Here is a 24,164-nt window from a genome sequence, read left to right as displayed (position 1 = left end):
TTAGAAAACCCTCCCCGTAAAATTGATTACTTTATAAGAAATCCTTTACATTCATCGATAATCTGATAAAAGAAAAAAGTCTACCCATACAATGTGATAGACTTTCTACTTATCCAGTTTATGAAGTTCTGACTGAATCTTGATGATCTGCTGCAGCTCTTTCACGGACAGATCCACTTCTTTATTTCTGTGAAGAATACCATGACAGTTATCACAGACGGGGATAAAATCTTTCTCCAGATCCAGCTCCTCCAGACCCTTGTCTTCACTGCCGATCTGATGGATCTGGATATATCCTTTGGCCACATCCCCATAGATATGCTCAAAGTTAAAACCGCAGATGCCACAGCTGACCCCATGGATTTTGAGAACCTTCAGCCGGACGTCTGGATCCAGCTCATAGCGGGCCTTTACTCCATAGATGAATTTGTCCTCGTGGAGCATATACTCCTTGGCATCCTTCTCCACTTCCTCCGGAAATATCACATCGGCTCGGAAGGTGAGCCGGTCCACCTTCTCCAAACGGAGAAGTGGTGCATTCTCTTCCCGGATGTCGTACCCGTAGCTTTCATAAATATATTTCGATGCGGTATTTCTCAGCTCTCTTGTAAGCTCTTTACCCCACCGGAGCTTCCCTCGGAGTCTCTTGTAGTCATCCAGATACAGCACTCCGTAATAAAGGGAATGATGATAGGTGATTTCTATATCCCACCGGTCATGCTTCTCCATCTCATGAAAATGAAAAAAGTCCCGAAGATAATTGGGAATGCGGATTTCTCCATAGGTAAGAAGAGACTTGTCTATTCTTTTAATGATAATATTTTCATTGATGATCTCAAAAGAATGTACTGTTTTTTCCAACCGCTCCCTCACCTCCATGGATAAAAATTAGCCCAACATTTTTCTGGTGTCTTCTGTATGAACTTCATGAGAATCTAGATTCAAATCTTCATGTTCATTCCAAAACCCTCATGGGAGAACTTTTCCAGACACCTTAAAACTGTTTGAAATTTCCCATTGGTCTAATTTTCAGTATATTATCTATTATAGGGGAAGGAGCATAATTTCTCTACCCACTTGAAAATCTTTTTTCCTTAGCCCCATAATCTTTATTGCATAAAATGCATCTTAGTGCTAACATAGGGAAGAATTATTCCTAAGGGAGGAACTCGTGTGAACTTAAATGAAGTAATGAAGTTTGTAGAAAGTGAATATATCATCATCAACAATACCCCCTGCGAACTCTGCGGTGGTAACTTTCTCACTGAATCGGTGGGTCTTCGCTTTGACAGCGGAAAGCCTGAAAATATCACCCTATGTATCTGTGAAGACTGTGGACATGAAAGAGAATTCTCTTTCAGAGCTCCTTTCATACATCCCATGAGTGGGGAACAGCAAGAAGAATTAAACTAGAGGTGCAGAATGAAAAAAGAAATACTGGATGCAATCAACGAAGACATCGAAGCAGCATTAACTGATGTAAGCGAAATGGAAGCCATTTTGACAGAGGAAAGTGCAGAAGAAAAAATCAAAGAGAAATTCAGGATGCTTTCTCACAAAGTATCCAATCTGGAATCCCTGCTGAAAAAAGAAGGTATACTGGAATAGTAAAAACAGGATGCTTATGGTATCCTGTTTTTTAAGCTGTAGTGATTATCGACAAAAGGACAGGTGAAGCTATGCTGCTAGAAACTGGATGCAAGTGCAGCTGTGACAGCTGCAAGAGAAATGGGGTCTCCTGCGTAGATCAGATTACTCTTTTTGACTCCCTTACTTTTGAACAAAAGAGACTGATTTTAAGCAAATCAGTCCATAAAACCTTTGATAAAGGAGAACTCATCTTCTCTCCTGGAGACCCCGGGGACAATCTCTATATCATCAACCTGGGCGAAGTGAAAATCTATAAGCTGTCCAGCCAGGGGAGACAGCAGATTCTCCACGTTCTTGGACCCGGAAGCTTTTTAGGTGAACATGCTCTTTTTGACAGTCAGCCCATCCTAAATACAGCAGAAGCCATGAAACGGACCAATCTCTGCATCTTAAAAGGACAGGACATCAAGGAACTGATTCTATCTCATCCGGAAATGGGACTGAAGATCCTGGAGCAGTATGCCAAGAAAAATGTGCAGATTCTGGATATCGTAGAATCCATCGGGCTCTATGATGTGGAGCAGCGCATTGCCAAGTATCTTCTGGATCTCTCTACAGAATTTTCCATGAAAGCCTTCAAGCTTCCTTTCAGTAAAGGAACTCTTGCCAGCATCATTGGCACTTCCCAGGAGACTTTAAGCCGTAAGCTTTCTGCTCTTCAGGATGAAGGAATTCTGTCTCTTCAAGGGCAGAGAAACATCAACATTCTGGACCAAGAACGGTTGAAAGCCATACTGGACCGAGAATAACTCTCCTCAAATCAGCGAAGACCATGCAAAAAATGCATGGTCTTTTATTATGTGACTGGAACTCAATTTTCATAAAGAATAATCCATCAAAATCAAGTATACTATATGTATACAGATGGAACACGGGTACCCTTACACGTACCTTTGAAACCAGATAAAGATATCCATGCTTCAAGAACCTGGTACATGATAAAAGGGGGGATACCATGATTTTTATGGCATTTATACTCCTTCTACTAGGACCCGTCATGTTTTTCAAGACAGATTGGTTTTGGAGACTCACCGAATCCTGGAAGTCAGAGAAAGTCTCTGGTCCATCGGAGCTCTATGACATCAATATCAAATTTGGAGGGATCATGTGCTTCCTCGTCGGTTTGGCAGGTGTGATCACGGAGCTGTTTTTTAGATAAGAAATAATACTGGATAACACAAAAGGGATTTGCTGCAAATCCCTTTTGTTATGCTTTCATTTAATATTTTTGGTAATTTGTGCCTGGATATTAGAGCCCGCTATAAAAGCACGCCCACGAGGTCATACTCCAGCGCCTCTATGATTTTCACGTCCACAAAAGATCCTACCATCAGGTCCTTCTGCGTTTTGATGATGATCATGCCATCCACTTCCGGTGCCATTTCGAAGTTTCTGCCATAATAGCCGTCTTCTCCCATGCCCTCCACAAGGACTTCATAGGTCTTGCCTACTTTACGTTCCAGAATTCTTCTGCTGACTTCCTGCTGCCTTTCCATGATGAGATTTCTTCTGCGTTCCTTTACATCTTTACGGATCTGCTCCTTCATGAGTGCCGCTGCAGTCCCCTCTTCCTTGGAATAGGTGAATACGCCCAGCTTGTCAAACTCAATCTCGTCCACAAAGTCATAGAGCTCTTTGAACTCCTCATCGGTCTCTCCCGGGAATCCCACGATAAGAGATGTTCTCAGCACCAGATCCGGAATTTCATGTCTCAGGGTTCTTAAGAGAGAAAGAAGATCCTCTTTTTTAGTCCTCCTGGCCATTCTCTTCAGAACACCATCACTGATGTGCTGAATGGGAAGATCCAGATACTTCACAACCTTCTCATTGGTCTTCAGCTCTTCAATGAGCTCCTCGGTGAACTCTTCCGGATACAGGTACAGCACACGGATCCACTTGATCCCTTCGATTTCCTTCAGCCTTCTTAAAAGCTCCGGCAGTGCTTTTTTACCATAAAGATCTGTTCCGTATCTTGTGGTGTCCTGTGCCACCACAATAACTTCCTGAACGCCCCCTTTGGCAAGGGTCTTCGCTTCTTCCAGGATCTTCTCCATGGGTCTGCTTCGATAGGTTCCACGAATTTTTGGAATGATACAGTAGGTGCAGTGATTGCTGCAGCCTTCTGAAATTCTTAAATACGCCGTCTGGCCAAATCCAGTGGTGAGGATTCTTTCTCCTTCATTAATCCCAGAATCGAGATAATCCACTGCCATGATCCGCTCACGGGTCTTGATGAATTTTTCCACATACTGGTCCAGGAAGCCATAGTTGTTTACCCCAAGAATGATATCCAGCTCCGGCATGAGCTTTAACAGCTCTTCCCCATAGCGCTGGGTGAGGCACCCAGTAGCCATGAGAAGCTTGCAGTTATAGTCTTTCTTATATTCTGCCATCTCCAGGATGGTGTCAATGGACTCCTGCTTGCTGCTTTCAATAAAGCCGCAGGTGTTCACGATGATGATGTCTGCTTCCTTGGGCTCTTCGGTGATCTCATAGGTGTTTTTCAGCATGCCCAGCATGATTTCTGAATCCACCCGGTTCTTGTCACAGCCAAGGCTCACAAGCCCTAATTTATATTTTTCCATAGTATTCTCCCTTATCCCATACGTTTCCACTTTTTTACAACGTTACTATTATATCTTTAATTGGAAACCGTGCCAAGAGCATCACAACATATGAAAAAACTTAGCCCACCTAGGATTTATCCATTCTCTTTGGAAGAGTCACATCCATTTTCCCATCTCTTCTTCAATGAAGGACAAAGCTTCTTTCATTTCTTCCTTCATATACTTGTCTTTATGCCAGATCAGGTGGAAGGTTCTTATGAAAGGTTCCCCTTCCATCTCTATTTCCCGGAGCAGCCCCAGCTTGATGGAAGGCTCCACGATAAAATGGGACAGCACGGCCACCCCCAGATTCTCTCTTGCGGCAGAGACCAAGGACTCATTGGTGCTGCTCTCCATGAGCACTGTGGGCTCCCCAATCATTTTCCTGAACCGCTCATCCAATAGATCTCTTCCAGCGCTTCCTTTCTCTCTTAACAGCAGCGGTTCTTCGGTAAGCTCCTGCCATGAAAAAATCCTATGGGGATCCAGATGATACTTGGGAGAACAGACTGGCACCAGCCGGTCCCTTAAAATCACTTTACTGTCTATGGACGAGTCTAATGAAGGAATTTCAATGATGCCCACATCCAGAAGATTCTCCTTGATTTTCCTTATGATGCTTTGGGAGTTTTCCACCTGCACCGAGAACTTGATGCTGCTGCCCTTCTCTTGAAGCAGCCTCACCACTTGGGGAAGAATATACGTGCCGATGGTCAGACTGGATCCAATCCTCAGATGGAGGGTTTTTTCATGGTCTTTCATGGCTTCCTCCAGAGATTCTTTCTCATGGATCATACGCCGCGCATGATAAAGAAAAGTTTCTCCTGCTTCTGTGAGCAGTGTTTTTTTCCCGAAACGCTCAAAGAGCTGAACCCCATAAAGGTCCTCCAGCTGCTTTATGGTCCTTGAAACACTGGGCTGAGCCAAATACAGTTTTTCAGAAGCTTTGGTGAAACCGCCCCTCTCCGCCACAGCAAGAAAAATTTCCAGATCCCGTACTTTCATTTTCTCACCTCTATAACAATTTCGTTATGATTATTCATAAATTATACTATTTCACTTATAACCCTACAAGAGGTATCATGGAAGAAACAAAAAAGAGGAGGGATTCTCATGAAAGAACCCCAAAATTTATATAGAACTCTGTTCACCTCAACCTTTATGCTCAGCGCTTTTACCTTTGGCGGAGGTTATGTCATCGTCCCCCTCATGAGAAAGAAATTTGTAGAAAAGCTGAAGTGGATCGATGATGAAGAAATGCTCAACATGATCTCCATCGCCCAGTCTTCTCCTGGAGCCCTTGCTGTAAACACCTCTGTGATTCTGGGGTACAAGCTGAAAGGCATCAAAGGAGCTCTCGTTACTGTACTTGGCACCATTCTTCCCCCACTTCTTCTGCTTTCCCTGATTTCACTTTTTTATGCTTCCTTCCGGGACAACGCGCTGGTTTCCTCAGTCCTTTCCACCATGCAGGCAGGGGTGGCCGCCATCATCCTGCATGTGGTGTATACCATGACCAGAAGCATCCTGACATCGAAAAACCTGACCTCTGCCTTGATTCTTTTCACAAGCTTTCTCCTGGTGATTCTGTTTCAAGTACCCATTCTGCCTGTACTCATTCTCTCTGCACTGGCTGGCTTTCTCCCAGATCTCTCCATGATAAAGGAAGGTGAATCCCATGATGCTGTATCTTGAACTGTTCCTCAGTTTTGCCCAAATCGGCCTCTTCAGTTTTGGTGGAGGTATGGCAGCCCTTCCCCTCATTGAAAACCAGGCGGTTCGGGTGAAGGGATGGCTGGCTCTTTCTGAATTTGTGGATCTCATCACCATTGCAGAAATGACTCCCGGTCCCATTTCCGTAAATTCTGCCACATTTGTGGGCACCAAGGTGGCGGGACCTTTGGGGGCAGTTTTTGCAACCCTTGGCGTGATTTTCCCCTCCGTTGTCCTTGTGCTTGTCCTTGCTTCTCTCTATCACAAATACAGAGATCTGCCTGTGCTTGCAAAGGTGCTCCGTGGACTTCGCCCTGCTACCGCAGCACTGATCGGTGCAGCAGGCTTTGCCATTGTAAAAGTCGCTCTGAAGCAGACACCAGAGAATGCCCTAAGCCTTCAGAACTTCAATGGGTTTTCTTTCCTGCTTCTTAGCGCATCCTTTTTCCTCCTGGTCCGCTACAAAAAAAGTCCGCTGTTCATCATCGGGCTCACAGGTCTCATCGGAGGGGTTTCCTACTTTCTCTTCTCCTGATGGCATGAAAGCATCCTATTTTTTTCAGCATAGCAAAGCACCCTATAGATGGTCTCCCATTACATAGAGTGCTTTGTTTTTCTCTTCTCATGATTCCTTTTCGGAACTGTTTTTTCCTATTTTTAGCTTGTTTTCTTTTGGCAGCTGCACCTCAATCATGGTGCCGCCTTCTTTTCGCCGTTCTGCTCTTATGGTGCCACCATGACAGTCGGTGATCCATTTGGCGATGGAAAGACCGAGACCTGTGCCGCCATTGTTTCTGTTTCGCGCTTTATCCTCCCGGAAGAATCGGGTAAAGACTTTGTCAAGATTCTCTTCCTTGATGCCTACCCCATTGTCCAATACCCGAATGATGCCTTTGTCCTTGGAGGAGGTGATGGAAAGCTCAATGATTCCTTCATCCTTGGTGTATTTTAACGCATTGTCCATGAGAATGATCAGAAGCTGATGAAGATTCTCATAGTTTCCTTCAATAATCACTTCTTCTTTTGGTGTATAGACAAACTTCTTGTTCTGAATGGCTGCAAACTCCCCATAAATAATGGCAATGTCATCGCCAAGCTTCCGAAGGTCAAATTTCTCCATCTTGTCCAGGGTCGCTCCCGCATCTGCCCGAGTAAGGATCATGAGATTAGAAACCATTCTGGAGATTCTTCTGCTCTCCCGAAGGGCAGGCTCAATATACTCATACCGGTCAATGATTTTCTCCTCGGGATTCCTAAGAAGTCCCTCGAGTCTGCTCTGAATCACCGCAATGGGGGTTCTCAGCTCATGGGAAGCATCCTGGAGAAAAGCTCGCTCTTTCTCAATGGACTCTTTCATGGGCTTGATGGTCCTGTTGGCCAGCACATAGCTGATCATGATGGACGCAAAAATAATGAGAATACTTCCATTCACAAGGATGCTCTTTAAGCTGTTCAGAACCCTAATATCCGAATCGATGTTATAAAGCACCTGCACGTCCCGGACTTCTTCCCCCAGCATCAGCTGGAACCTGGTGGTCCTATAGTGGCCCCCTTTATAGGCAACGGTTTTCACTTCATCCAGTGGAAATGCCTCAAACATCTTTAAAGACTCTTCATAAAACTCCGATACAGGAAATCTCATATCAAGCTTTCCATCTTCTTCTCGGACAATGGTGATGGTCTTAGGATTCAGCGGCAGTGCCACATGAAGGTCATTGTCATATACCCTTACAATTGCATTTTTAAAAAGCTGCAGATCAGTGTCCACTTTCTTCATCTGATTATGGGACACAAATATAAAGATACTCATGGAGAAAAGGCAGATGATCACAAAAAATATGGACGCATACGTCAGAAGAATCCTAAGCTTTTTCTTCTTCATCAGGCTCTTCCTCCACAGAGAACATGTATCCTAAACCTCTCACTGTCTTGATGGGCAAGGAATATCCATAGTTTTTTAAAGCTTTGCGGAGATTAGACACATACACCTCCACCACACTGACCATGGTGTCCGAATCAAAGCCCCAGATTCTGTCAAAGATCTGTTCTTTGGTCAGGATGGTGTCCTTATTGGAGATGAGATATTCCAGAAGATCATACTGCTTCCCTTGAAGAAAAATCTCCTTCTCTCTTAAGAATACTCTCTTGGTCTTTCTCTCTAAAGTGAGGTCCCGGTACTTAATGGTGGCAATATCCAGAAGCCTTCCGCTTCTTCTGAGGACCGCTTCCACTCTTGCCAGAAGCTCTTCTCTGAAAAATGGTTTCACGATGTAGTCATCGGCTCCAAGCTTCAGTCCTTTGATCTTGTCCTCCAGTCCGTCCTTGGCGGTGATCATGATCACCGGCGTGGAGATGCCTTGCTTTCTTAACGCTTCCAGCACCTCATAGCCATTCATTTCGGGCATCATGATGTCCAGAAGAATCAGATCATAGATATCTTTTTCCGCCTCATAGAGGCCTTCTTCGCCATCCTTGGCCAGGTCCACAGAGAAACTGTCCTTCAGATAGTCTTTGATGGATTCTGCCAAGAGCTTATCATCTTCAATGATGAGCATTTTCATTTTACTTTCACCTCTATATCCTTCCTGTCTCCACAAAATGCAAAGATTTTCAGAAACCTCATGTTATAATGGATTATATCCTTTCATAATTAAACTTCTCTTAAAGGAGGCTCGCGCCATGGATTATCTCATCATACTGCTGGCTGTCATTGCTGTGGTGACGGTGCTGAAGATCGTGAAATCAGCATTTAAGTTTGTACTCACCGCCATCATCATTCTTCTTGCACTTTACTATATGGATATGCAAGGATTCATCGATCTGGGCCCGTTCCTGGATGCTATAGGCATCTGAGATATGAGAATCTAAAAGAGGACAGAATGCTTTACGCTTTCTCTCCTCTTTTTTCATCCCTATAATTTCCTCAGCACATCCTGTAAGGTTTTGGTTGCCTCATGAAGCTTCAAGAGGTCTTCCTCTGACATTTCTGAAAGCCTCTCACCAAGCTTTTCTTTAGCTTTTTCATGAAGCATATGGATGAACGCTTCTCCATCTTCTGTGATTTCCACCACCAGCTTTCTTCTGTCTTTCTGCGCTTCTTTCCTTGCAATGAGCTTTTCTTCCAGCAGCCTGTCCACAATAGGCGTAAGGTTCGGCTTCGACACCTCCATGATCTTGGCCAGCTCACTCATGGTTTTTTCTCCCATCTTTTTCAGAAAGAACAGCACTTTGATATGGCTGGGCGGAAGATCTGAGATCTTTGCCATGTTCTGAAAGTTCATGAGCTTGCTGTGCATCAGCATATTCACATGAAATATATATTCTCCTGTTTCACAGATGATCTCTTGCCTGTCCAACTGCCCATCTCCTTTTTTTCTTCTATACTCTATTATAAAGAAAAAATGTAAGACTTCAAGGTTTATTTATGAATTCATAATTATTATTGACTTATAACTTTCTCTAAAATATAATGAGTAAGATACAAAAAGAAGCAACAAACAAAAGCCAAAGGAGTGACCCAATTCATGCTGAAACTCATGCAGTTCCTAAAAAAATACAGCGTGCATATACTGATCATCATTGCACTCCTCTTTGCTCAGGCTTCCCTAGAGCTCTCGCTTCCAGACTATATGTCCAGAATCGTCAACGTGGGAATCCAGCAGGGAGGGATTGAAAAAACTTATCCTGAAGTCTTATCTGGAGAGCAGCGAGAGATTTTAACTCTACTCATGTCTCCTGATGATCTGACCTCTTTCAATGAAGACTATACAATCTATGATGGCGGAGATGCCTCATTAGAGAAGCTTTACCCTAATCTGACCCCAGGCTCAGACTACGTGCTGGCAGAGGGAGAAACCTCCGAAGACAGCCTGTCCTACCTGACCCCATACCTGGTCATGGCTTCCGGCCTCCAGGGAGAAGCAGGAGATGACAATCCTTTTGCCGGGGATGCCTTCGCAAACCTTCCAGAAGGCATGACGCCTCTGGATGCGCTGAAGATGATGCCAGAAGCCCAAAGATCTGAGATCCTCGCCAAAATCACAAGCGCTCTAGATGCTCTGCCAAAAAGCATCCAGGACCAGACTGCAACACAGTTTGTCAAAGGAGAATATGAAACCCTGGGAAGAGACATCGGAAAAATCCAAACAAGCTACGTGATCACCGCTGGACTTCAGATGGTGGGCCTTGCGCTTCTTGCCATGGTGGTCGCTGTCCTGGTGGCGTATATTTCCAGTAAGGTTTCTGCCTACCTTGGCAGAGATCTGAGACTGTCTCTCTTTAAGAAAGTAGCTTCCTTCAGCAATGAAGAGTACAACGAATTTTCCACAGCCTCTCTCATCACAAGAAGCACCAATGACATCCAGCAGGTGCAGATGTTCACCGTCATGCTTCTGAGAATGGTGTTCTTTGCTCCAATCCTTGGTATCGGCGGTATCATCAAAGCTCTAAGAACCAATCAGTCCATGGCTTGGGTCATCGCTGTTGGCGTTCTAGGCATTCTGATCCTTGTGGTCACCATGTTTACCGTAGCCCTGCCCAAGTTCAAATCCCTCCAGAAACTGGTGGATAAAGTGAATATGGTGGTCCGAGACTCCCTGGTGGGCCTCATGGTCATCCGTGCTTTTAACACAGAACGTCATGAAGAGAAAAAATTTGAGGAAGCCAATGAGAACCTCACCAAAACAAACCTCTTCATTTCCAGAATGATGTCACTTATGCAGCCTCTCATGATGCTCATCATGAATGCCCTGGGTATTCTCATCGTCTGGGTAGGCTCTTATGAAGTGGACCTGGGTAATATGCAAGTGGGAGATATGATGGCGTATATCCAATACACCATGCAGATTATGATGTCCTTCCTGATGCTTTCCATGGTCTCCATCATTCTGCCAAGAGCTTCCGTTTCTATGAACAGAATCGGAGAAGTTCTCGATAAAGACCTCAGCATCACAGACCCTCTCCAGCCCATGGCCATGGAGAAAGGTATGAAGGGAGAGATTGAATTCAAGAATGTCTCCTTCAAATATCCAGGAGCAGAAGATTATGTACTGAAGAACATCACCTTCTCTGCAAAACCAGGAGAGACCACTGCCTTCATTGGTTCCACCGGTTCAGGAAAATCCACGCTGGTGAATCTGATTCCAAGATTCTATGACGCCACCGAAGGAGAAATTCTTCTAAATGGAGTCAACATCAAAGATCTGATGCTGAAGGATCTGAGATCAAGAATCGCCTATGTGCCACAAAAGGGAATTCTGTTCTCTGGTACTGCAGAGTCCAACATCAAATACAGTGATGCAAATCTTTCAGATGAAGCCATGAAAAAGGCTGCAAGAATTGCCCAGGCGGAAGACTTCATCCTGGACAAAGAGGATGGCTACCAGTTTGGTATTGCACAGGGAGGCGCCAATGTCTCCGGTGGACAAAGACAAAGACTTTCCATCGCCAGAGCTCTGGCAACAGATGCGGAAGCCATCATCTTTGATGACAGTTTCTCCGCACTGGACTATAAGACAGATTCAGCCTTAAGAGCGCAGCTGAAAAAAGAAGTGAACAACACGGTGCTCATCGTCGCTCAGAGAATCAGCACCATCAAAACCGCAGAAAAGATTATCGTATTGAACGAAGGAAAAATTGCCGGACAAGGCACCCACGAGGAGCTCATGAGAAGCTGCAGTGTCTATCAGGAAATTGCTTCCTCACAGATGACAAAGGAGGAGCTGGCATAATGCAAGATGAAAAAAGAAATACTCAAATGAAAGCTCCCCGAGGACCTGGAGGTCCTGGCATGGGCCATGGAATGCCCATGGGAGATAAACCGAAAGACTTCAAGAAGACCTTCAGAAAGCTGAAAGACTTCCTGAAGCCCTACTTCCTGCCCCTTATTTTAGTGGTATGGTTTGCCATCGGCAGCACCATTTTTGGCATCACCGGACCTAAGATTCTTGGTAATGTCACCACAAAGATCTTTGAGGGACTTTTGAGCAAGATCACCGGAGGTCCTGGTATTGATTTTGAAGGCATCCAAAGAACACTGCTGCTCCTTTTGGGCGTCTATGTCATATCCAGCATACTGGGCTTTATCCAGAGCTATATTGTGGCAGGCGTTGCGCAGAAAGTCTCCTATAACTTAAGAAAATCCATCGAAGAGAAAATCAACAGGCTGCCTCTTAGTTATTTTGACAAGAACAGCCATGGAGATGTCCTCTCCCGCATGACCAATGATGTGGATACGGTGTCTCAGAGCCTGAATCAATCTCTGTCTCAGATCATCACCTCCGTCACCACCATCTTGGGTATACTGGTGATGATGATTTCCATCTCTGTACCAATGACCCTCATTGCACTGCTCATTCTGCCCATCAGCATGGGGCTCATGGTCACCATCATCAAGAGAAGCCAGCGCTTTTTCAAACAGCAGCAGGAACTTCTTGGTAAAGCCAATGGATATGTGGAGGAAGCCTTTGGCGGACACATCATCCTGAAAGCCTTCAACCGGGAGGAAAAAGCAGTATCCGAGTTCACGGAGATCAATGAGGACCTGAAGGATTCCGCTTGGAAATCCCAGTTCTTCTCTGGACTCACTCAGCCGGTCATGATGTTTGTGGGTAACCTCGGATATGTGTTTGTTTCCATCTTAGGTGGGTACCTGGCCATCCTCAAAGCCATTTCCGTCGGAGACATTCTTGCTTTTATCCAGTACATCCGACGTTTCACTCAGCCCATAGCTCAGGTGGCTCAGATTTCCAACGTTCTGCAGTCTACTGTGGCAGCATCAGAAAGAATCTTCGCCTTCCTGGAAGAAGAGGAAATTACAGAAGACGGCACTTTATCGCTCCGTCAGGAGGATGTGAAAGGTGAAGTCACCTTCCGCAATGTGCAGTTCGGATATAAAGAGAATGAACTCATCATCAAGAACTTCAGTCTTCATGTGGAGCCTGGCCAAAGGGTCGCCATCGTCGGCCCAACAGGTGCAGGTAAGACAACCCTCGTGAAGCTTCTGATGAGATATTATGAGCTGAACAGCGGTTCCATCGAAGTGGACGGCACAGACATCAAGAACCTGAAAAGAAGAGATCTGAGAGACTCCATCGGTATGGTGCTTCAGGACACCTGGCTCTTCTCCGGCACCATCATGGAAAATCTACGCTATGGAAAACTGGATGCATCAGATGAAGAAGTCGTGAGAGCCTCCAAAGCCTCCTATGTGCATCATTTTGTAAAAACACTGCCCAACGGCTATGATATGGAGATTAATGAGGAAGCCACCAACATCAGCCAGGGCCAGAAACAGCTTCTGACCATTGCCAGAGTCTTCCTGAAAGACCCTGCCATCCTGATTCTCGATGAAGCCACAAGCTCTGTGGATACTCGTACAGAAGTGCTCATTCAGGAAAGTATGGAAAAGCTCATGAAGGGCAGAACCAGCTTCATCATCGCCCACAGACTGTCCACCATCCGTAATGCCGATGTGATCCTCGTCATGAACGAAGGGGACATTGTGGAAACCGGCACCCATGAAGAGCTCCTCGCGAAGAAGGGCTTCTATGAGAAACTCTACAATTCACAGTTTGAAGGCTGATAAGCTCCACTAAGAACTAAGACCACGATGAAAACCGTCCTTTTCCACTCAAAGTGGGAGGACGGTTTTTTTATTGACAAATCCCATTTCATTCTTCAATATGAAGATAGGAAAAGATATAATTTTGTTATTATTTATCACAGCAAGCAACTTATCCCCACATATTGCAACTCATCCAATTTTCCTTGAAGCTCAATCTCTTTCAGGAATATACTGAGCACATAGAAAAACTTGGAGGTATAAATTATGTTTTATGTGGTATTGATCCTGTTGGTTCTTTTGGAAACCGCTCTCTTCTATTTCAGCCTGAAGCAGAAGAACAGGCTGTTTCAGGAAAAGTGTATTGCCTACTCTGCTTTCACATTGATTCTGGTCCTGCTTTTTGGAACAAAGATTCTCCCCTACAGCTTCCGGTTCACCCCACTGATGCTTTGGCTCACCGGAAGACTCCTCGTAAATGGAGTCCTTCTCCTGAAAAAAAAGAAGCGACCTTTTAAAAAAGTAAAAGCTGGGATGTACTACACCACTGCAGTCCTCACACTTCTCCTTTCCCTGGTTCCGCTTCTTTTATTCCCGCCTTTTGAACCCATCCAGGCAAGCGGATCCTATCAAGTGGAGACTAAAAAATTTACGTATACAGATCAGAGCCGGATGGATCCTTTCAGTGATGAGAAAATGCCTCGAAACGTCACCGTAGATTTTTACTACCCCAAAACGGATCAAGGGAAGTTCCCTCTCATTGTGTTTTCTCATGGTGCTTTCGGATTCAGCGGCAGCAACTTCTTCACCTTCCAGGAACTGGCTTCCCATGGATATGTTGTTGGAAGCATCAGCCACACCTCCCATGCCTTCTTCACGGTGGATACAAAAAGAACCCTCACACTGGCTGATCAGGATTTCCTTCAAAAAGCCGTGGAAATCAACGGACTGAAAGACACCAGCCGGGAAGAGGAGGTCTTCCACATCACAAAGGAATGGATGAACCTCCGAACAGAAGATATCCATTTTCTTCTGGATACCATCCTCGGTGAAACCAGAAGCATTGCTCCAGGCCTTCCCTTCTCCCTCCTTAACATTGAAGCCATCGGACTCTTCGGTCACTCTCTGGGAGGTGCATCCTCCGCAGAGACGGCCAGAGAAAGAAATGACGTGGATGCGGTGATCGTTCTGGACGGCACCATGCTGGGCGAAGAAGTGGACTTTGAAGATGGACGTGTGGTTCTTAATGATACTCCCTACCCAGTACCCCTTCTGAATGTATGCGCGGAAGATCACTACGAAGGTGCCATAGAAACCCAAGGAGAAGAATATGATAACTTTTATGCTTCTGCCCATGCCTTGGATGCTCGAGAGACGGTTTTCAGAGGAACAGGACATCTGAACTTCACAGACCTCCCCCTATTCTCCCCCATCCTTGCTGAAAAACTGGGCATTGGCACCGCGGATGCAAGGTCCGCCATCGTCACCATGAATGAAATTGTGCTGGAATTTTTCAACAGCTATCTGAAAAATGAGGGTGCGCCTCAGATTGAAAAGGAATATTTGGATGAAAGTACAAGTGCGGAAAATTAATGAGAAAGATCAGGAACAGCTTATCATTGAATGTGTGGAAGTCACAAAAGAGGTAGAAGAGATCAAATCCTTTGTCCTCTCAAAGGGCACGACACTCACAGGAATTCTTGAGGAAAGGATATTCACCTTTCCTCTTTCTGCTGTCTACTATTTTGAAGCGGTGGATGAACGGGTTTTCGCTTACACCAAAAACCACAGCTACGAGATGAAGGTGCGGCTTTATCAGGTAGAAGACCTCTACAAAGAACACCATTTCATCCGGTGTGGAAAGTCCTTTGTCATCAATCTCCTGAAACTTCAGAGCATCAGTCCGGCCCTCAATGGCCGCTTCACAGCGCATATGAAAAACGGAGAAAAAATCATAGTTTCCAGGCAGTATGTGCCCTCTCTAAAAAAAGCAGTACTTGGAGGTACGTTCTAATGGACTTTAAAACATTTCTCATAAAACGGATCATGATGAGTTTTTTCATCACCGTGACCCTCATTACTTTAGCCATGGCCATCGTCGGGCGGATCTTTGAGCCCGATATGACCTTTGGCTATGAAGCGTTTTTCTCTCCTCTTATTTTCGGAGCCATCGCTTCCTTTCCTATGCTGGTCTTCTACAGTAAAAAAGACCAGAGCATCAAAGAAGTCCTTCTGAGGTCACTTCTACATTTTTTACTCCTAGAGATCCTCATCCTCTCAAACCTGTATGTTTTTGGAATTCTCACATCTCCCTCCATGGCTTTTTCTCTTGCACTGACAATCTTCATCATCAATCTGGCAGTACATCTTGTGTCCTACGTCCATGACAAACGAGTGGCTGAGGAATTCAACAGTGCGCTCAAGCATCTTCAGAAAAAGATACAGGATACAGAACCTTAGATGGCTCAAAATGGAAAAAAGGAACAGCTTCATCCGATGCTGTTCCTTTTTTGTTCTATGAAATTATTCCTCAGAGATTCTTAAAGGCTTGCTCCAAGCTTTTTCTCCACATTCTCTTCAATCTGATCTTTTCTCTCTTCACGGTACTGCAATTCATCCCGATGGAGATTCTTCATTTCGGCAATGAGAACCACTGCGGTTACTGCGGTGGCGATGAAGTCCGCAATAGGCACTGCAGTCCAGATACCCATGAGGCCGAAGAAATTCGGCAGAATGAGAATCAGCGGAATGAGCAGTATCACCTGTCTCAGCATGGACAGGATAAAGGACTTCTGAGCCTTTCCGATGGCCTGGAAGAAGTTTGCACTGATGATCTGTGTTCCAATCACTGGCATCATGATCATAAACCTCTTGATGCCCTCCACACCCATGGTCCTGATTTCAGGATCCTTGGAGATGAAGTTGATGAATACCTCAGGCATGGTCTGGACAAAGATAAATCCAACGACACAAACTGCCGTTGCAGAAATCAGTCCCACATTCAGCGCTTCCCGGACTCTTCTGAAATTCTTCGCTCCATAGTTGAACCCAATGATGGGCTGGAGACCCTGATTCATTCCAAAAATTGGCATAAAGAAAAGTGTCACCACGGAGTTGATGGCTGCATAGGCACCAATGGCCAGAGAACCACCGTAAGTGGAAAGGCTCTGATTCATGAGAATTCCCACAACGCTTCCTGCCACCTGCATGGCAAAAGGTGAGGCGCCGATGGACATGATCTTCAGCACCAGTGAATTGGAATAGCGGATATACTCTTTCCTTAGTTTCAGCATGCTCTTCCCAGTGACAAAATAGGACATGGTCCATACAAAGCTCGCAAACTGAGCGATGATGGTGGCCCAAGCAGCACCAGCTACACCCATGTTGAATCCGTAAATGAGAATTGGGTCCAGCACTGTATTGGTGATGGCACCCACCAGCATGGTATACATGGCAATCTTCGCATTTCCTTCTGCACGGATGATGTTGTTGAGTCCAAAGGCGATGGTATTGAAAATGTTTCCGTATAAGATGATCCTTAGATAATCCTTGGCGTATACTCGTATGGTATCATCTGCACCATAAAGATTGACAATCTGCTCCAAAAAGATCAGACCAAAAACCGTAATGGCAACGCCAGCTGCTGCCAGCATGAAAAATCCTACACCAAAAATTTTCTCTGCGTCGTCTTTCTTGTTCTGTCCCAGCTTGATAGAAATATTCGCTCCGGAACCTATACCAAAGAGCATACCAAATCCCATGATGATAAAGGTGATGGGCAGTACGACACCAATACCGCTGATGGCAAGTCCACCAACCAAAGGAATATTACCAATAAAAATTCTGTCCACAATATTGTACAGGGACTGGACAATCATCCCTAAAATAGCTGGAATTGAAAACCTCAAGAACAGCTTGAAGATTTTCTCCTCTCTCATCAGCTTTGCACGATCTCCCATAATATGAATCCTCCTCGGCCTTACGGCAAACTGCAACGCTAAAATATGTCTCACAGTTTTATTTTTTTATTTAATCATTGTACCTTATTAGGCATACCCATTATGATATTACTTTTATCCGGTTCTGTAAAGTCATTTTTTCACTGAAAGAGATACAGATTTGAAAAATCTGTACTGCTTCTGAAAAAAAGGAAAAGACACACAATCATCATTGTGTATCTTAACCCTTTTCTTCTATGATCTGTCTGAATGAGCGAGTCTGCTGGCAGCTGCCGCAGCAAGTGCTGCAACAATATCATCCAGGAAGGTATTCACATGGATGCCATGCTTTTCCTCATCCAGTTTTTTGATGATCCCAATTTTTTCTTTATCCAAATAACCAAAGTTTGTGAGTCCGATGCTTCCATAGACATTGACGATGGAAAGAGGCAGGATTTCATCAATTCCATAAAGCCCTTCATCACTTTCCACGATTTCCTGCAAAGGTTCCGGCAGAAGCTTTTTCTCTGCAATCTCATCAATGGCGATGCCCGTCAGCACCGCATGGATGATCTCACGCTTCCGAAGAACTGCTTTGAGATTTTCCACACACATTTCTTTGGTGAGGCCTTCATAGTATTTCTCCTGAAGGATCATGACGATATCTGCGATATCTTCTAAGGTAACGCCACGCCTTTCCAGAGTCTTAACGGTCATCTCATGGAGCTCCTCCATGTTGTATTTATAAGCCATGGCACTCTCCTTCCTACTTCTTTACAGAGTCTCTTTCCACTAAGTAGTACTGAAGTACGTACTGGTTGTCTTCCAGAGGCTTGTTGTTTACAGCTTTGATGAGCATTCTCATGCCAACAGAACCCATGTCATACATTGGCTGTGCAATGGTGGTGAGCTTTGGATAGAATACCGCTGCCATGTTTACGTCATTGAATCCCATGACATCCACATCTTCGGGACATCTTAAACCCTTGTCTCTTAATGCATTGATGGCACCCATGGCTGCTTCATCAGAAGCGCAGAACACCGCATCAATTTCATTGTTTTCCAAGATCACATTGATTCCGTTATATCCGTCTGCAGGTTTCAAGTCTCCAAAGTACACAAGGCCTGGGTCCACTTCCATGCCGCTGTCCTTGAGAGCCTTCTCATATCCGTTATAACGCTTGGATACCGCATTGTTTCGGTCTTTCTTGAGTCCGATATAAGCAACTTTCTTATTGCCTTTATCGATGAGATATTTGGTGGCGTCATAGGCAGCCTTCTTGTTGTCGATGGTGACGCTTGGCAGCTTTCCACCTGAAATCTTCGTTTCTACAAGAACGGTCTTCAGCTCCAGCTCATCAATAAGATCCAGAATCTCTCCTTCCAGGGAAGAACTCATATAAAGCATCCCGTCTACCATTTTTTCCTTCAGCACACGGATGTACTCTTTTTCTTTTTCAAGATCAGAATCCGAGTTGCAAAGAATGATGTTGTAATCATAAATATTCGCTACGTCTTCTGCACCTCTGACGACTTCAGGATAGAACTGGTTAGATACATCCGGAACGAGAATTCCGATGGTCTTTGTCTTTTGTGTCTTCAAGCTTCTTGCCACGATATTCGGTCTGTAGCTCAGCTTTTTAATGGCGTCCTGCACCTTTTTCTTTGTATCCTCATTGACTACATCCACATTGTTTAATACTCGAGATACGGTGGCGATGGAGACGCCCGCTTCTCTTGCAACATCCTTAATTGAAGCTGCCATTTTACCCACTCCTCATCTATTCATTTTCATTGATTTACATTTCACTTTCAGATTCACTTTGCGAATTTACCGGTTTCGTAAACCTTTCCAATTCTATTGTAATATAGATTTCATGAAATAATTTTGAATTTTTCATGAAAATGTAAACCAATACTGATTTTACATTTAATGATACTATCATATCACCTTCCACTCCATTATGTAAAGGTTTCATGAAAATAATTTACATAATATCCTGTATTTTCATTGTGCAAAAAACCAGCTGCCTGTTAAACAGCTGGTTTTCTTGAAAATCCTTAGATTACTTCACAACTTCTACTGCAATCTGAAGTGCTTCTCCATTGATGTTGAACTCCTCATAGGCATGTTCTTCACCATAGTGGAGCTCTTCTGTCAGGGTCTCCTTCTTCAGATGGTCTTCAAACTTCTTCATGATGCTTTCCAGTCTTTCATTGCCGGAAACATACAGCCTGATTTTATCTGCCACTTCAAAGCCCGTTTCTTTACGGAGATTCTGAACCTTGGAGATGATTTCTCTCACATCCCCTTCTTCCTTCAGTTCAGGTGTCACATTGGTGTCCAAAATAACACCCAGTTCACCCTGACCTGCAAAGGCATAACCAGGCAGACCCTGCATGGTCACCAGTAGATTCTCGGCATTGAGGATGATTTCTTCCCCATCAATGTCCACAGGCACTTCCTGACCGCCATTGATCTTGGATGCCAGATCCATCTGGTTCATGGCACCGATGGCCGCTCTGATCTTTGGAATCATCTTGCCGTAAGTCTTTCCAAGAACTGGAAGATTTGGCTTGATCTCGAAATTCACGTACTGGGACAGATCTGCACCTAGTACAACTTCCTTGATGTTCAGCTCTTCCTTGATGATGTCTCCATAGTACTCTGGAAGCTCCTTTTCAGAAATCAGCATCTGGGACAGCGGCTGACGGTTCTTCATATTGGAGGTGTTTCTTGCACTTCTTCCTAAAGCCACCAGACTGTAGGCAAGTCCCATCTCCTTCTCAAGATTCTCATGGATGAGACTTTCGTCTGCTTCAGGGAATCTGGTGAAGTGGATGGATTCTTCTGCTGTTTTGTCCAGATTCACCACCAGGTTCTGGTACATGCTTTCAGCAAGGTATGGGATAAATGGTGCTGCCGTCTTCACTAGAGTCACCAGCACATGGTACAGGGTGGTGTAGGCACTGATCTTGTCCTCTGACAGTTCATCAGACCAGAATCTTGCTCTGTTTCTTCTGACGTACCAGTTGGACAGGCTGTCTGTGAACTCTTCAATGGACAGCGCCGCCTGGGTGATTCTGTAGCCATCCAGGTCTTCCGTCACCTTCTTCACGAGAGAGTTCAGCTTGGAGAGGATCCATTTGTCCATAACATTGTCTGATACATGGTTCTTGTACTCCAGCGGGTTGAACTGATCCAGATCCGCATACAGCACATAGAAGGAGTATACATTATAAAGGGTCAGCAGGAACTTTCTCTGGCTTTCTGCCACATCATCTTCAGAGAATCTTGTGGGCAGCCATGGCATGGATGCTGTATAGAAATGCCATCTGGTGGCATCTGCTCCCTGCTCGTTGATGACCTTCATCGGATCTACAACATTGCCCTTATGCTTGGACATCTTGATGCCCTTCTTGTCCAGAACATGGCCCATAACAATGACATTCTCAAACGGACTTCTGTCAAAGATGGCTGTGGAAATGGCGAGAAGAGTATAGAACCAGCCTCTGGTCTGATCCACTGCTTCAGAGATGAACTGTGCAGGGAAGTTCTCCTCAAACATTTCCTTGTTTTCAAAAGGATAGTGCCACTGGGCAAAAGGCATGGAACCTGAATCAAACCAGGCATCAATAACCTCATGGGTTCTCTTCATGTCCCCGCCGCACTTTTCACAGGTCAGGTGCACTTCATCGATGTATGGCTTATGGAGCTCGATGTTTTCCGGCACATGCTTGCCCTTTTTCTTCAGCTCTTCGATGGAACCGATGCATTCCTTATGGCCGCATTCGCACTCCCAGATTGGCAGTGGGGTTCCCCAGTATCTGTCTCTTGAAATGCCCCAGTCGATGACGTTCTCCAGGAACTTGCCCATTCTACCGGTTCTTACATTATCTGGATACCAGTTGACGCTGTTGGAGTTTTCCAGAAGTTTGTCTCTTAAGGAGCTCATTCTCACAAACCAGCTGTCTTTTGGATAGTAAAGAAGCGGTGTGTCACATCTCCAGCAGTGTGGGTAGGAGTGAGTATACTTCTCAGTATGGAACAGCTTGTTTTCCTGTTCCAGCCAGTCCAGGATGGCTTTGTCTGCCTTTCGGACATCCATGCCCTTGAAAGGCTCCACTTCATCCACAAACTTTCCTTCTTCATTGACTAAATGGATGAATGGGATGTTGTTCTTCATGCCCACCATATAGTCGTCTTCACCATAGGCTGGAGCGGTATGTACCACACCGGTACCGTCAGACAAGGTGACAAAGTCCCCATGAATGACAAAGAACGCTCTCTTCTCTGGTGTATGGAAAGGCATCAGCTGCTCGTAATCGGTGTTTACCAGCTCTTCGCCCAGGAATTCTCGGACGATCTCATATTCTTTTCCTTCCAGAACTTTTTCGCAAAGCTCCTTGGCCAGGATGAGGATCTCCTCTCCCACTTTCGCTTCCACATAAGTAAAGCTCTTATTTACAGCCAGTGCCGCATTGGATGGCAGTGTCCATGGGGTTGTGGTCCAGGCCAGAATGTACTTGTTTTCTGTGCCCTTCACCTTGAACTTTGCAATGGCGGTGGAGTCTTTGACATCCTTATACCCCTGCGCAACTTCATGGGAAGACAGACCTGTTCCACATCTTGGGCAGTAAGGCATAACCTTGAAGCCCTTATAGAGAAGATCCTTCTCCCACATGGTCTTCAGCGCCCACCACTCAGATTCGATATAATCATTTTTATAAGTGATGTAAGGATCTTCCATATCTACCCAGAAACCGATCTTCTCAGACATTTCCTTCCACATGCTGGTGTACTTGAATACACTTTCCTTACATTCATTGATGAAGTTTTCTACGCCATACTCTTCAATGCCTTCTTTTCCATTGATGCCCAGTTTCTTCTCGATTTCCAGCTCCACTGGAAGACCATGGGTGTCCCATCCAGCTTTTCTCAGAACCTTGTACCCTTTCATCACTTTGTATCTTGGAATAAGATCCTTGATGACTCTTGTGAGCACGTGTCCTACGTGTGGTTTTCCATTGGCCGTTGGAGGGCCATCAAAGAAAGTGAACACTTCCCCATCCTGATTCAGTTTGTAGTTTTTTTCTACGATGTCTTTCTCATGCCACAGTTCACGGATTTCATCTTCCATGGAAACAAAAGATTTTCCCGCTTCTACTTTTTTGTACATGCTCTCAACAACTCCTTCTTTCCCTAATAAATAAAAAAGACCTGCCCAAATAGGGCGAGGTCTCGCTATACCACCTAAATATAAATCTTCAGATACAGGAAGAAACATTTCTTCTGATATATCCTATTTCCGTAACGTGAAATCACGTATCTTCTTACTACATCGTTCAGAAGATCCGCTCCCAGGTGATTTTCTCATCTTTCCGCTTCAGGTTTTGCACCAACCAACCTTTCTCTATAAGCGATGAATAGAAGATACTCTTCCTGATCACAGCGTTTGACCACATAATTATAGTATATGCCTTATACCTTGTCAAACAACTTATTTGACTGTTTAGCCCACCATGAGCACGAAGCTTAGGATGGATTTTTACGTCCGATATATGCTTTCATGGAAACCACATTTTTGTTCTCCATCTTTTTCTTTGGATGTTGGTCAAAGGAATGGCCTAAATAGCTCCATCGGGCCACTTTGTTCACATAATCCATGAATCTCTTACGGATGTCTTTGATGCTCTCCTTCTGGCTCAGGGTGATACCGCTGAAGAACTCCTCCACAATGACCTCCGGATGAGGATGCTTTCTCGCCAGGTCCATGGTGAAGTTCAGGAACATCAGAAGAATCACTTCTTCCGGCACCTGATAGAAAAGGTCCTCTGTAAGCTCTTCCGAAACCTCGGCTTCTTCCATGGATAGATAAAGATCCATGAACTCCTCCTCATTTTCTATAAAGTCCGGATCTCCTGCCTGAAGGAGTTCTTCTCTCGTGAGGGGACGATAGCCATAGAGCTTTTCTTTCATTGAAATCTCGGTTAAGTCATAAAAGTCCTGATAATCCGCAGCCAAAATATACTCTGTTTCGCCAATGTCCACAGACTCATAGAGTCCATCCAGGGTCAGCTTGTAGGACAGCACCCGATTGAAGAATGTGAAATCCATATTGCCGTGATTGGTATGAACCAGCTCAAAAAGCTTCTCTAGCGGCAAAGCACCATAGTAATACAGTGCACCCTCCACCATACGGGCTGCTTCATCCAGATACCCCGCAAAACTTCTTCTTTCCGGTTCCAGATAGGATTCGAATACAGAAAGGAACTCTTCACTGACAAACACGTCCGCTAGCTCACTTTCCACATCAGATTTTGACGTCACGATGCAAAGATCCATGAGTCTGTCCACTGCATCCATGAGTTCATGGTTTTCTTCATTCATATCTACGGTGATCATACCGTTTGCTTTCTTTATGGTATTCAGTAGTGCAAGGTCTTCCTGGGAGAGCATATAGAAGGCTTCTGCTGGATAGGATTTCTGAGCGTTCTCCAGCTTCTCTATGAGGTCTTCCTGGGTCTCCTCTTCTCTATACTCCTCATCAAAATGGTCCAGTGCAATGGCAAGGTCCTCCATTTCACAGTTTAACAAAAGTTCTCTTATGGTCTTATATCTAAAATTCATCTGTTTCTCCTTTGACTTTTAATGACTCCTTTATTATGAGGAATCCGTCTTCTTTCTATTCATTA

The 24,164-nt window shown here is 44.7% G+C and carries 23 protein-coding genes and 1 other annotated feature; of the genes, 12 read left to right on the top strand and 11 right to left on the bottom strand.

Annotated elements, in window-relative coordinates:
• Positions 1–105 precede the first annotated feature (105 nt).
• The gene (locus tag BM243_RS06870; protein WP_074911658.1) at positions 106–861 is read right to left on the bottom strand and encodes an HNH endonuclease; all 756 of its coding nucleotides are present in this window, start codon (positions 859–861) and stop codon (positions 106–108) included.
• A 312-nt stretch (positions 862–1,173) separates the two neighbouring features.
• Between BM243_RS06870 and BM243_RS06865 the strand changes: the two genes are divergently transcribed.
• The 4 genes from BM243_RS06865 (at position 1,174) to BM243_RS06850 (ending at position 2,809) form a co-directional block, all read left to right on the top strand.
• Positions 1,174–1,413: a hypothetical protein gene (locus BM243_RS06865; RefSeq protein ID WP_074911657.1), complete on the top strand. Its 240-nt coding sequence runs from the start codon at positions 1,174–1,176 to the stop codon at positions 1,411–1,413.
• 9 nt (positions 1,414–1,422) lie between these two features.
• Positions 1,423–1,608, top strand: coding sequence for a hypothetical protein (locus tag BM243_RS06860; protein WP_074911656.1), 186 nt, complete (start codon positions 1,423–1,425; stop codon positions 1,606–1,608).
• A gap of 71 nt (positions 1,609–1,679) precedes the next feature.
• Complete coding sequence (locus tag BM243_RS06855; RefSeq protein WP_074911655.1) at positions 1,680–2,399, top strand: Crp/Fnr family transcriptional regulator; 720 nt, start codon at positions 1,680–1,682, stop codon at positions 2,397–2,399.
• Between the two features lie 206 nt (positions 2,400–2,605).
• Complete coding sequence (locus BM243_RS06850; protein WP_074911654.1) at positions 2,606–2,809, top strand: DUF6199 family natural product biosynthesis protein; 204 nt, start codon at positions 2,606–2,608, stop codon at positions 2,807–2,809.
• A gap of 100 nt (positions 2,810–2,909) precedes the next feature.
• Here BM243_RS06850 and rimO read toward each other — a convergent pair whose 3' ends face one another.
• The gene (rimO, locus tag BM243_RS06845) at positions 2,910–4,235 is read right to left on the bottom strand and encodes a 30S ribosomal protein S12 methylthiotransferase RimO (RefSeq protein ID WP_074911653.1); all 1,326 of its coding nucleotides are present in this window, start codon (positions 4,233–4,235) and stop codon (positions 2,910–2,912) included.
• A gap of 138 nt (positions 4,236–4,373) precedes the next feature.
• A complete protein-coding gene (locus BM243_RS06840) occupies positions 4,374–5,261 on the bottom strand; it encodes a LysR family transcriptional regulator (RefSeq protein WP_074911652.1) in 888 nt (295 codons plus the stop codon).
• A 108-nt stretch (positions 5,262–5,369) separates the two neighbouring features.
• On the opposite strand from BM243_RS06840, the gene BM243_RS06835 reads away from it, so the two are divergent.
• Positions 5,370–5,951: a chromate transporter gene (locus tag BM243_RS06835; protein WP_074911651.1), complete on the top strand. Its 582-nt coding sequence runs from the start codon at positions 5,370–5,372 to the stop codon at positions 5,949–5,951.
• Positions 5,935–6,504 (top strand): chromate transporter, encoded by a 570-nt coding sequence (locus BM243_RS06830; protein WP_347499603.1) that lies wholly within the window; start codon positions 5,935–5,937, stop codon positions 6,502–6,504. Before BM243_RS06835 ends, BM243_RS06830 begins: the two co-directional genes overlap by 17 nt.
• A gap of 87 nt (positions 6,505–6,591) precedes the next feature.
• Here the strand turns inward: BM243_RS06830 and BM243_RS06825 are convergent, their stop codons facing one another.
• Together BM243_RS06825 and BM243_RS06820 are read right to left on the bottom strand one after the other, a co-directional pair.
• Entirely contained in the window at positions 6,592–7,851 is a 1,260-nt protein-coding gene (locus BM243_RS06825) for a sensor histidine kinase (RefSeq protein ID WP_074911650.1), read from the bottom strand.
• Complete coding sequence (locus tag BM243_RS06820) at positions 7,832–8,530, bottom strand: response regulator transcription factor (protein ID WP_074911649.1); 699 nt, start codon at positions 8,528–8,530, stop codon at positions 7,832–7,834. The genes BM243_RS06825 and BM243_RS06820 overlap by 20 nt, the downstream gene beginning before the upstream one ends.
• Before the next feature lie 118 nt (positions 8,531–8,648).
• On the opposite strand from BM243_RS06820, the gene BM243_RS15235 reads away from it, so the two are divergent.
• Entirely contained in the window at positions 8,649–8,822 is a 174-nt protein-coding gene (locus BM243_RS15235; RefSeq protein ID WP_177213476.1) for a hypothetical protein, read from the top strand.
• 59 nt (positions 8,823–8,881) lie between these two features.
• Here the strand turns inward: BM243_RS15235 and BM243_RS06815 are convergent, their stop codons facing one another.
• Entirely contained in the window at positions 8,882–9,325 is a 444-nt protein-coding gene (locus tag BM243_RS06815) for a MarR family winged helix-turn-helix transcriptional regulator (RefSeq protein WP_074911648.1), read from the bottom strand.
• Positions 9,326–9,493: 168 nt separating this feature from the next.
• Between BM243_RS06815 and BM243_RS06810 the strand changes: the two genes are divergently transcribed.
• From BM243_RS06810 to BM243_RS06790, 5 genes are all read left to right on the top strand, one after another.
• Positions 9,494–11,698, top strand: a complete 2,205-nt coding sequence (locus BM243_RS06810; RefSeq protein WP_074911647.1) for an ABC transporter ATP-binding protein — start codon at positions 9,494–9,496, stop codon at positions 11,696–11,698.
• Positions 11,698–13,551 (top strand): ABC transporter ATP-binding protein, encoded by a 1,854-nt coding sequence (locus BM243_RS06805; protein ID WP_074911646.1) that lies wholly within the window; start codon positions 11,698–11,700, stop codon positions 13,549–13,551. The genes BM243_RS06810 and BM243_RS06805 overlap by 1 nt, the downstream gene beginning before the upstream one ends.
• A 246-nt stretch (positions 13,552–13,797) precedes the next feature.
• Entirely contained in the window at positions 13,798–15,123 is a 1,326-nt protein-coding gene (locus tag BM243_RS06800) for an alpha/beta hydrolase family protein (RefSeq protein WP_074911645.1), read from the top strand.
• Positions 15,098–15,544 carry a LytTR family DNA-binding domain-containing protein gene (locus BM243_RS06795; protein ID WP_074911644.1) on the top strand — a complete coding sequence of 149 codons (447 nt, stop codon included), beginning with the start codon at positions 15,098–15,100 and terminating at the stop codon, positions 15,542–15,544. The genes BM243_RS06800 and BM243_RS06795 overlap by 26 nt, the downstream gene beginning before the upstream one ends.
• On the top strand, positions 15,544–15,990 hold the full coding sequence (locus BM243_RS06790) for a DUF3021 family protein (RefSeq protein WP_074911643.1): 447 nt from the start codon (positions 15,544–15,546) through the stop codon (positions 15,988–15,990). The genes BM243_RS06795 and BM243_RS06790 overlap by 1 nt, the downstream gene beginning before the upstream one ends.
• A gap of 80 nt (positions 15,991–16,070) precedes the next feature.
• Here BM243_RS06790 and BM243_RS06785 read toward each other — a convergent pair whose 3' ends face one another.
• The 5 genes from BM243_RS06785 to BM243_RS06765 all read right to left on the bottom strand — a co-directional run bounded on the left by BM243_RS06785 (position 16,071) and on the right by BM243_RS06765 (position 24,099).
• The gene (locus tag BM243_RS06785) at positions 16,071–17,489 is read right to left on the bottom strand and encodes an MATE family efflux transporter (RefSeq protein WP_074911642.1); all 1,419 of its coding nucleotides are present in this window, start codon (positions 17,487–17,489) and stop codon (positions 16,071–16,073) included.
• A 234-nt stretch (positions 17,490–17,723) separates the two neighbouring features.
• A complete protein-coding gene (locus BM243_RS06780; RefSeq protein ID WP_074911641.1) occupies positions 17,724–18,221 on the bottom strand; it encodes a phosphatidylglycerophosphatase A family protein in 498 nt (165 codons plus the stop codon).
• Between the two features lie 13 nt (positions 18,222–18,234).
• A complete protein-coding gene (locus BM243_RS06775; protein WP_074911640.1) occupies positions 18,235–19,233 on the bottom strand; it encodes a LacI family DNA-binding transcriptional regulator in 999 nt (332 codons plus the stop codon).
• A gap of 301 nt (positions 19,234–19,534) precedes the next feature.
• Entirely contained in the window at positions 19,535–22,648 is a 3,114-nt protein-coding gene (ileS, locus tag BM243_RS06770) for an isoleucine--tRNA ligase (RefSeq protein ID WP_074911639.1), read from the bottom strand.
• Positions 22,649–22,695: 47 nt separating this feature from the next.
• Positions 22,696–22,928: a binding site (T-box leader), on the bottom strand.
• A gap of 76 nt (positions 22,929–23,004) precedes the next feature.
• Complete coding sequence (locus BM243_RS06765; RefSeq protein ID WP_074911638.1) at positions 23,005–24,099, bottom strand: hypothetical protein; 1,095 nt, start codon at positions 24,097–24,099, stop codon at positions 23,005–23,007.
• Positions 24,100–24,164: the final 65 nt, after the last annotated feature.

The organism is Proteiniclasticum ruminis (assembly GCF_900115135.1).
Taxonomy (GTDB): Bacteria; Bacillota; Clostridia; order Clostridiales; family Clostridiaceae; genus Proteiniclasticum; species Proteiniclasticum ruminis_A.
Note: the sequence above shows the minus strand (reverse complement) of the source record. Positions and strands in the feature narration are given on the sequence as shown.